7 protein-coding genes are annotated in these 9,066 nt (G+C 67.8%); all 7 read right to left on the reverse strand.

All coding sequences use genetic code 11. From position 1 onward, the window contains the following. A partial coding sequence (locus Q0Z44_RS17595) for a PilC/PilY family type IV pilus protein (protein WP_298015203.1) occupies positions 1–4,523 on the reverse strand: 4,523 nt, incomplete at its 3' end. 8 nt (positions 4,524–4,531) lie between these two features. Beyond that, a complete protein-coding gene (locus tag Q0Z44_RS17600) occupies positions 4,532–5,224 on the reverse strand; it encodes a PilX N-terminal domain-containing pilus assembly protein (protein WP_298015205.1) in 693 nt (230 codons plus the stop codon). Beyond that, the gene (locus Q0Z44_RS17605; protein ID WP_298015207.1) at positions 5,224–6,318 is read right to left on the reverse strand and encodes a PilW family protein; all 1,095 of its coding nucleotides are present in this window, start codon (positions 6,316–6,318) and stop codon (positions 5,224–5,226) included. The genes Q0Z44_RS17600 and Q0Z44_RS17605 overlap by 1 nt, the downstream gene beginning before the upstream one ends. Then, complete coding sequence (gene pilV, locus Q0Z44_RS17610; RefSeq protein WP_298015208.1) at positions 6,315–6,926, reverse strand: type IV pilus modification protein PilV; 612 nt, start codon at positions 6,924–6,926, stop codon at positions 6,315–6,317. Before pilV ends, Q0Z44_RS17605 begins: the two co-directional genes overlap by 4 nt. After that, complete coding sequence (locus Q0Z44_RS17615; RefSeq protein WP_298015210.1) at positions 6,926–7,504, reverse strand: GspH/FimT family pseudopilin; 579 nt, start codon at positions 7,502–7,504, stop codon at positions 6,926–6,928. The genes pilV and Q0Z44_RS17615 overlap by 1 nt, the downstream gene beginning before the upstream one ends. A 113-nt stretch (positions 7,505–7,617) precedes the next feature. Then, positions 7,618–8,079: a transcriptional regulator NrdR gene (gene nrdR, locus Q0Z44_RS17620; protein ID WP_109034722.1), complete on the reverse strand. Its 462-nt coding sequence runs from the start codon at positions 8,077–8,079 to the stop codon at positions 7,618–7,620. Positions 8,080–8,173: 94 nt separating this feature from the next. Beyond that, positions 8,174–9,066 (reverse strand): serine hydroxymethyltransferase (gene glyA, locus Q0Z44_RS17625; RefSeq protein WP_298015212.1); only part of this gene is annotated, 893 nt, incomplete at its 5' end.

A 9,066-nucleotide genomic window follows, 5' to 3' on the forward strand; every position in this document is an offset into this window, starting at 1 on the left:
CTGTCCGCAGCCGGCGGATACACCTGGTCGCCCTCGTAGCGCCCCCTGTCCCACACCGTGAAGAACCGATGGGTGACGGTGCTGCGCGGGAAGTCGCTCGACTCGATCGCCCGTCCGGTTCCGAAGCTGACCAGCGTGCCGCCAAAGCTCGGGAAGCTCACGATCGGCGACGTGGTGACGGGCAGCGCCGTGCCGGCTCCGTCCACCGCGCGAAAGAACGGAACAGCGACGCTGCTCGCGTCCAGAAAGGCACTGCGCCATTGCGCACGGTCGCTGGACCGGATGTCGAACTTCCACACCTGTCCTTTGAGGTCCGTCGCATAGACGATGTCGGCCGTCGTGTTGTTGTCGAGGTCCACCCAGGTCAGCCCCATGAGGCCGTTGTCGGTGTCCGTGGCCGCGGTCAGAAGCTTGCGATAGGCCTGCGGGTTGCCGGCACTGTCCTTCCAACCCGTCGAGCCTGGCCCGGCCGCATCGAGGATGAAGAGCGCTGCGCGCCCGTTCACCGAGCGATAACCGTTGGGCACCAGCACGCCGAAGCCGCCGGAGTTGAGGCGGACCAGCGGTGTGGCCTGGCCCGACGCGTTGTGACGCTGCGGCTCCATCAGCACGTGCCCCAGGTCGGCGTCGTCCTGCGCGGAAAACACCCACTTGAACACGCTGCTGGCCTGGGCTTCGTTCAGCGTCGACGGGTCGGTGACGTCCAGCGCAAACACAGCCTTGCCACCTCGACCGAGGCTGCCGTACAGGTAGGTGCGCCAGGCGGCAGCCGTGCCGCTGCCGATCAGCACATCGCCCGTGAAGGGGCTGCCGTCGACCAGGGGTGTGGCGCCCGTGTTGCTCACGTCAAAGGCGGCACTGAGCTGGGCCACCACGGGGCTGGGCACGTAAGACAGCACCGGCTCACCTGTGGAGGCGCGGAAGCCGTGCAGCATGCCGTCCTGCGCGCCGACCCACAGCAGGCTGTTGCGCGACGCCTTGGTGTTGGCAAAGCTGCTGTACGACGGCGTGCCACTCGGGAAATCGGTGTCCATGAAGCGGGCCGCCGACTTGGCGTCCTGCAGCCACGGCGACGAGCTGACGACCGCGCCCATCAGGTTCGATTCGTCGCGGCCGCGGAACACGGTGCGCTCGTCGCCCCGCCCGCCGCGCACATAGCCCACGAGCTTGTCGGCGCGGGCGCGCAGCGTGGCGGTGTCGCCGCCACCGAGTGCGATCTTGTAGAACGGCGTGGCGCCTGTGCTGGCCGCCGGCGAGGCGTTGATGGCGGTCACCGTAAAGGGCATGCCCTGCGCCACCCCGGCCGCATTGACCTGGTTGGTGATGACCTGCCGCGTCCCGGCCCCCGAGGCCGCCGTCAGCTTCTTGCCGGCGTCCCAGGTTTCGGTCGTCGCGAAGTCGCCATTGACCAGCTGGTAGGCCTTCACCGTGCCGTTGAGCGTCTTCGCATTGAACTCGGCTACGAACTTGTAGCTGCCATCGACCAGTTGGGCCGACGACACCGCAGGCGAGGCGTTGCTGTTCTGAACGATTTTCTCGAGCAGCACGCGCAGCCGGGCCTCGAGCAGCTCGGGCCGACGGGCCAGAAAGTAGCCATCAGGTTCGCCGTCGGAGCACGCCGTGCCGCTCGCACAAGCCTGGCCGTTGTTGTTTTCCTTGTCCCAGTTCACCGCGGTGGTGCCCGCCCGGGCCTGCGGCAGGGTCGATGTCGAGGCCGCAAATGCGGTCTCGCCGGTGTCGAAGCTGCCGTACTTCGCCATGTACCACAGGGGGTCGCGCAACGTCACGGCATCCACCCCGCTCGACACACGGAACAGCGTGCGGGCCGTGGTGGTCTGCGGCGCGGTGGCGTCGTCGATGAAGCCGACAGTCTGCTTGGCTGCCCCACCGATCGACACACTGGTGGGCCAGGCATAGCCGTCCGGTGTCGGGCTGCTGGTGCTTGTCGTGGTGGGCATGCCCTGGTCGATGAAGTTGCATCGGGTGGCGAACAACGCCGTGCCGCGCGTCGCGCTGGCGCACGTCCCGGCCGATTGCCAACCGTTCGAACCGTGCGTGAGGTAACGGCCGTCTCCACGGTAGCTTGTGCTGGGCGGCGCATCGGCCCCGATCACACTGAAGCCGTGCGAGCCCTGCGCGCCGGCATTGTGGTTCAGCACGTCCGTCAGGATCTCCAGGTCGTACGCGCCGCCGGAGGCGGGCGTGAGGCGCCAGCGGATGAAGCCCACAAGGTCCATGTCGTAGTCGCCGCCGAACTGGGTGTCGTTCCAGGTGACCACGTAGGCGCCGGAATCGGAGCTGGAATAGATGGACCGGAAAGTCAGCATCGCGCCCGGAATCAGGCCCTCCGCAACGCCATGGTTCCACGAGCTTTCCGGCGTGATGTAGACCTTGCGCGACGTGCCGGGAATGGGCACCTCGATGCGCGCGACACCACCGGCCAGCGAGGCGGCATACGTCTTGACGCGCAGGGCCGTCGCGGGCAGCCGGCTTTGCAGCACGGTGCCGCCCGTGGCGGCGCTCAACTCGGTGGTGCGCCCGCCCCCTCCCACTTCCCGGATGGCACGCGTGTTGGCGTAGAACGCGGCGCCCGCGCCCAGGTAGCTGCCCTTGATGCCCGGCGCTTCAGGGCACACCCCGGCCACACCGGCCAGACCAGCAGAGTACGCACCGCCCACGACGTTGCCTGCTCCGATGGGCTTGGCCGTGCAGTCTTCACCATAGGCCCCTGCGTTCGAGCCCACCGAACGCGATGTTCCGTTGATGCCCTCGTGGCTGCCGATCTGGTCGGTCAGGCGCGCCAGCGTCTGACCTGATAGCCCATTGAGGCTGCCGAAGCGGGAGAACAACTCATAGACATCTTCGGTGCCGCCCGACTCGTCGGTGTCGTAGCTCATCGTGCCGCTGGAGATGGCCAGCAGGTTGCTGGCGCGGCAGATGCCGCGGCCGTACAGCGCCTTGCGCGTCAGGCCCGAGACCGGGTCGGTCAGGTCGTCGTTCAGCGGGTCGCGGCGCGTCACCGCAGTGGGCAGGCCGACGGCCGCATCCCGGGTGGTCGAGGTGGGGTTGGCCACGTCCTGCCCGGCCAGGTAGGACAAGGCCTGCACCACCATCTCCGACATCGGGTTGCCCCAGGAGGCAAAGTTGCCATTGCCCACCACGCTGGGATGGACCCAGTCGCCGGAGCCCGAGGGCTTGGTGGCGCCATAGTTCCCGGTGTCGTACAGGCGGATCGCATCAAACGACGCGAGGATGCCGCCCGTGCCGCAGGTGCTGGGCCGCCCGGTGGCCGGCATGCGGTGACACAGGCGCCCGGTGGCCGGGTCGATCTCGTCGTTGAGCGAGCCGATGTTCTTGCGCAGCGCACCGCCGCGCAAGTTGGAGTCATAGCTGCCCGTGATCAGGCCGAACTCCGCCCGCGGCGCCTGCGTGGTGCTGCGCGTCGTGCCGAACTCCTGCAACAGCCCCACGGGCTTGAGCACTGGCGAGGCGGCGGTGCCATACGCCTGACAGCGCTCGCTGCCCAGCAGGCTGGGGTTGCACACCTTGACGCGGATGGCCAGCTCCGGACCGACGGTCGTCCCGCCCGAGCTGTAAGTCGCCCCGTGGGTGGACTGCGTGGGCAGCGTCGAGCGGTGTGCAGTCGGGTCGGTGGTCGACACACCCTGGTTGGGGCCGTACTTGGTATAGAACGCGGTCGCCTTGGCACCGAAGCTGAACCCGCTCAACTCCGAACTCCATCGGCAGACCGTGCCGGGAATGGTGGCCCACAGGCTGTAGTTGCCCTTGACCACACGCATCACAGGCGCACCCGGTGAGCTTGCCGTCGGATCGCTGTTCTGCGTGCTGCGGCTGCAGATCGTGAGCCCCGCGCGGGCCAGATCGGTGTCGAAGGCAAACGGTGTGTAGCTGCGGACGTCCGAGCCGGCGTAGTACTTCACGAACGAGTGCGCGTCCTGCGACATCTGCGCCATCTCGAGCGTGGTGTCGGTCGACGTGTCCTCCCGTCGGAAGCCGCCGTACATCATCTTGCGCACCACGTCGATGCGGGTCATCGTGGCCCAGTTCAGGAAGTTGCCGCTCCAGTAACTCCCCGTCGTCGGGCAGGCGTGCGTGGTGGTGCTGGCCACCGCGACGGCCGGCTCGAATCGGGCGCCCGCGGCATGCGACGCGTTGTAGCTGTAGCACTTCACCGGGTCGAAATAGCCGTAGTAGCGGAACGTCGGCTTGAAGGTGTAGTCATCGACCCCGTCGCCGTCGATGTCCTCGTAGTCGGTGTAGATCGGCGAGAACAGCGACTGGTCGCGTGATGCCGTGAGCATCATCATGGGCCCGCCCACCCCGTAGCCCACGTTGGGCGGATAGGCCGACAGCGGCGTGGACACGAAGTACGACGACACCGTGGTCTGTGCGTGGGCCGCCAGCCAGCAACCGGCCGACACCGCAACCAGCACGAATACCGCGCGGCGGCCCAGACGAAGAACAGCGTGCACAAGCATGGCAGGAGAAGAGGACAGGTGCATGGTCGGGCTCACAGTGGTGGCACGAGGAAGTAGCTCTGCAGAACCACCTCGGTGCCGAGCCGATAACCGAAGCCGCGGGCCGTGATGCGAAAGAAGAAGGACTCGCCCCGGCGGATCGGCTCAATCAGGTATTCCGGCTGGCGCGCCACGCCGGAAATGGCGGCCGTGCCCGTGAACGTGCCCAGGGGCACGGCGCCATCGAAGTTGGCACACGTGCCCGCGCTACCGCGAGAAGGTTTCGCAGCCACCGTGTTGTTCCACTGACCGCCTTGCGCGACCGGCCACCAGGCTTCTCCGACAGAGGTGGGCGAGGCGGTCGAGAAGTCGGCGGCCAGGCGGGCGCTGTCCGACAGGCTGCACTGCCCGCGCCGGCAAGCGGTGCTGAAGCGGGCGATCTGGTTGAGCACCGGTCGGTCATCCCCGCGCGAACACACCGCGCCAGCCGGCGCACTGCCAGATGGCAGCAGCAGGTCCTTCTCGGCATCCCGCAAGGCGGCTTCGGCAGACTGGCGGGCCACCTGGATGTCGAGTTGGTTGCGCGACACCGACTCGCCCATCAACGCCGAGCGCGCACTCAACAAGGCGATGCCGGCCAGGGCGACGATGAACACGAGCGCCACGACGAGCGCCACCCCTCGCTCGCGGCGCGGCACGGCAACGCAGGCGGTCAGCCCAGGGCACAGGGCGAAACGGCGGGTCATCACAGCGGCAGGTCCACGGTACGGAGTTGTCGGTTCTTGACGCCGAACACCTGGGTGAAGGTGCGGTAGCTCACCCCGGTCGGCGGGGTGACGGCGGTGCCATTGCAGTCGGTCACGCTGGCAGCGCCCGTGCCGCCATCACGGAAGCGGGTGGCCGCGGTCGAGCGCACCATCACACACAACCGCACCGACACCACGCGCTGCCAGGGCTGGTACACGCGCCCATCGGCCAGCGTGAGCGCGGTGAGCCCATTCACGCCCGCGGCTGTCAGGTACTGCTGCGGGCGCAGGCTGTCATCCGACAGCACTCCGTAGCGCGCCGTGAACTGCAAGACCCCGGGCACCAGCGGCACCGCGCCGCCGCCGGCATTGCCCTGGCACGACAGGACGAAGGTGTTCACGGTGCTGCCTCGTTCATCGACGTAGCGCATGGGCTGCAGGAAGTAGCGGTTGGCCACCAGCAAGGGCGCCGCCGGCGCGAGCCCGGTGGTGCCACGGGCTGACGTGACCGCCACACCCGACGCATTGACCGTGGTGACCGTGCCTGCGCGGCCGGCGTTGTACAGCGGGTCGTCGCCCACGTTGGCGTTGCTGCAATCGGCGCGGTGTCCGACGTTCAGCGAGAACGCGTCGTTGGTGAAGTACGAGACGACCAACGTGTCCGACCCGCTCGGGTCCCCGGCCCCATTGGCCGAACAGCCGCTGAGGGTGGCGTTGAGCTTGCCGTCGGCACAGCCGTACAGACCATGCAGATAGGCGGCCGGCACCACGCCCCCGTTGAGGCCGGCCACGGCGGTGTCGTAAGTGGCCAGCACATTGTTGGACGGCACGCCGCCTGTCGGCGTCGGTTCCACGCTGACCACCGGGTAGAAGCCGGCGTTGCTGACCTCACGGCCCAGCAACTCGAGCACGAGTTGGCCCGTCTCGAAGAGCGCGGCCTCATCGTCCGTGCCCTTCTGCGTGCTGCGCGTACCGACAAACAGCCGCGCGGCCACCAGCACCACCACCAGACCGATGACCATGGCCACCATCAGTTCCACCAGGGTGAGGCCCCGGGACTTGCGGCGTGGACCGCCTCGAAGCGTGATCATCATGGCATCACCGTGAAGTTGGCGCAGCGCACGCCCGCCGCAGCCCCCGCAGCGGCCGGGCAACGGCTGGCCGATGCGAGCGCCGCTTCACCGGCCGCGGCGGTGCTGGCGGCCGCGGCACCGAGCGTGCCGCCGGCACCGGTCAGCTCCTTGTCGGCCCACATGAAAGTCACCGTCAGGCCCCGCGCCGCCGTCCCCTGCACGAACACCGCGCCCAGCGGCAGGCTGCGGCGCACCGAGGCACGCCACTGCGCCATGTCATAGGCTGCCAGTTGCGCGGCATCGCAGGTCGCCGTTGCGCAATCGCGTGCCGCGGCACTCACCCCCGCTGCCGCCTGGGTCGACCAGTTCACCGCATGCAGGTAGGGCGATGCGGCCACCACCCCAGGCGCTTGATCGAGGTTCGCGCGCACACGTTCGGCATAGTCGGACAGCAGCACCGACAACAACGCGCGCTGGCTCGAGCCACGCTGGTACTTCAGGGTGGCGGACTGCAGCGCCGCCATGCTCACCATGCCGAGGGCAACAATCAGCAAGGCCACCAGCACCTCGATCAGCGTGGCACCGTGCATCGCCCGCCGACGGCCACCGGATGTGCTCCATCGTGCCATCAGCAGCCCCCTCCGCTTGCGGGCATCTCGGCCATCAACCGCCCCTGCATGCTGAGGCGCAGGCACCGCGCATGGGGGCTGTCGGCCTGGCCGGTGTCGGCCAGCGTGAGTGTGCGCCCCGACCAGCGCAACAGGCCGCGGGCACTGAAGGTGTGTTGTGCGGGTGGGCTGCCGCCCTGGTCGATCAAGGTGTAGCGCGCGGCGCCCGGTTCGCGCACCGCGATGATGTCCGCAGCGGCCGGCCCGCCGGCAGGCACTGCACCGCATGCGGCGTTGACGTAGGTGATCCAGCCCTGATGCCAGTTGCCCTGATTGGCCGCGGTGGCCTCGCAGGTGTTGGCCGTGCTGCTCGACAGCGGGCACACCGAAACACAGGTGTTGCGGCTGATGGCATCCAGCCGCGCGCGGTTCATTGCGGCAGTGAAGTCGTTCTGAAGTCCCTGCATGGCGCTGCGCGCCACGAACTGCCCGATGGCCGGCGCTGCCACCGCCACGAGGATGGACAGCACCGACACGGTGATGACGAGTTCGACCAGCGTCACACCGGCTTCGCGACGCCCCTTCCCTTGCATTTTCATGCAAGCGAATATATCCGGCGTGACAAAGTTCACAACGCCGCTCATCCGGTGCGGCGCGCCGTCTGTCGCTCAAGGGGCCCGCAGACGACGGGACGAGGCCCCTGCCCCTCCACTCAAGGGGTAGGTTTCTTCCCGGTCTCTTTGATGGCGGCCACGAACTCGCTGACGTCGTCAAAGCTGCGGTAGACCGACGCGAAGCGCACGTAGGCAACCTTGTCCAGGCGGCGCAACTCCTTCATCACCCATTCGCCGAGCTGCGTGGAAGTCACCTCCTTGTCGCCCGACTGGCGCAAACGGGCCTCGATGGCCTCGATGGCCGACTCGACGGACTCTGCGCCCACCGGGCGCTTGCGCAGTGCCAGCATCAGCGAGGCCTTGAGCTTGGCGCGGTCGAAGTCCGTTCGCCTGCCATCGCGCTTCACGATGGCAGGCAGCTCGATTTCGGCGCGCTCGTAGGTGGTGAAGCGCTTGTCGCAGGACTGGCATCGGCGGCGTCGGCGGGTGGAGTCGCCTTCGTCCGAGTCACGCGTTTCCACGACCTGGGTGTCGTGGTGTCCGCAAAAAGGGCAACGCATCGGGATGGGTCTTTCTGGCAGTCGGATGCAAAAAACCCGGCGGGGACTCGGAGTCCGCGCCGGGCTTTCATTCAGGCACGCATGCGCGCGCGGTTCAACGGTAGACCGGGAACTGGCGCGTCAGGGCCGACACCTGCTCGCGCACGCGGGCGATGGTGGCCTCATCGTGCGGGTTGTCCAGCACGTCGGCAATCAGATTGCCCACTGCCACGGCCTGCTCTTCCTTGAAGCCGCGGGTCGTCATCGCCGGCGAGCCCAGGCGAATGCCCGAGGTGACCATGGGCTTCTGCGGGTCGTTCGGGATGCCGTTCTTGTTGCAGGTGATGTGCGCCTGACCCAGGATGGCTTCGGCTTCCTTGCCCGTCAGGTTCTTCGGGCGCAGGTCGACCAGCATCACATGACTTTCGGTGCGACCCGACACGATGCGCAGGCCACGCTTCGTGAGCGTGTCGGCCAGCGCCGCGGCGTTCTTCACCACCTGTTGCTGGTATGCCTTGAACTCGGGGCTCAGGGCTTCCTTGAAGGCCACGGCCTTGCCAGCGATGACGTGCATCAGCGGGCCGCCCTGGATGCCGGGGAAGATGGCCGAGTTGATCTTCTTGGCGATCTCTTCCGAGCGCATCAGGATGATGCCGCCACGCGGGCCGCGCAGGCTCTTGTGGGTCGTCGAGGTGACCACATCGGCGTGCGGCACCGGGTTCGGGTAGACGCCCGCGGCGATAAGGCCGGCGTAGTGGGCCATGTCCACCATGAAATAGGCACCGATTTCCTTGGCGATCTTGGCGAAACGCTCGAAATCGATGCGCAGGGCGAAGGCCGAGGCACCGGCGATGATCAGCTTGGGCTTGTGCTCACGGGCCAGGGCTTCCATCGCGTCGTAGTCGATGTCTTCCTGGGCGTTCAGGCCGTAGGACACGACCTTGAACCACTTGCCCGACATGTTCAGCGGCATGCCGTGGGTCAGGTGGCCGCCTTCGGCCAGGCTCA

The sequence above is a fragment of the uncultured Aquabacterium sp. genome, assembly GCF_947366995.1.
Lineage (GTDB): Bacteria > Pseudomonadota > Gammaproteobacteria > Burkholderiales > Burkholderiaceae_C > Aquabacterium.

Coding starts and splice junctions, on each gene's coding strand:
- Q0Z44_RS17605 (WP_298015207.1), bottom strand. CDS start 6,318: ATGATGATCACGCTTCGAGGCGGTCCACGCCGCAAGTCCCGGGGCCTC.
- Q0Z44_RS17615 (WP_298015210.1), bottom strand. CDS start 7,504: ATGAAAATGCAAGGGAAGGGGCGTCGCGAAGCCGGTGTGACGCTGGTC.
- pilV (WP_298015208.1), bottom strand. CDS start 6,926: ATGGCACGATGGAGCACATCCGGTGGCCGTCGGCGGGCGATGCACGGT.
- nrdR (WP_109034722.1), bottom strand. CDS start 8,079: ATGCGTTGCCCTTTTTGCGGACACCACGACACCCAGGTCGTGGAAACG.
- Q0Z44_RS17600 (WP_298015205.1), bottom strand. CDS start 5,224: ATGACCCGCCGTTTCGCCCTGTGCCCTGGGCTGACCGCCTGCGTTGCC.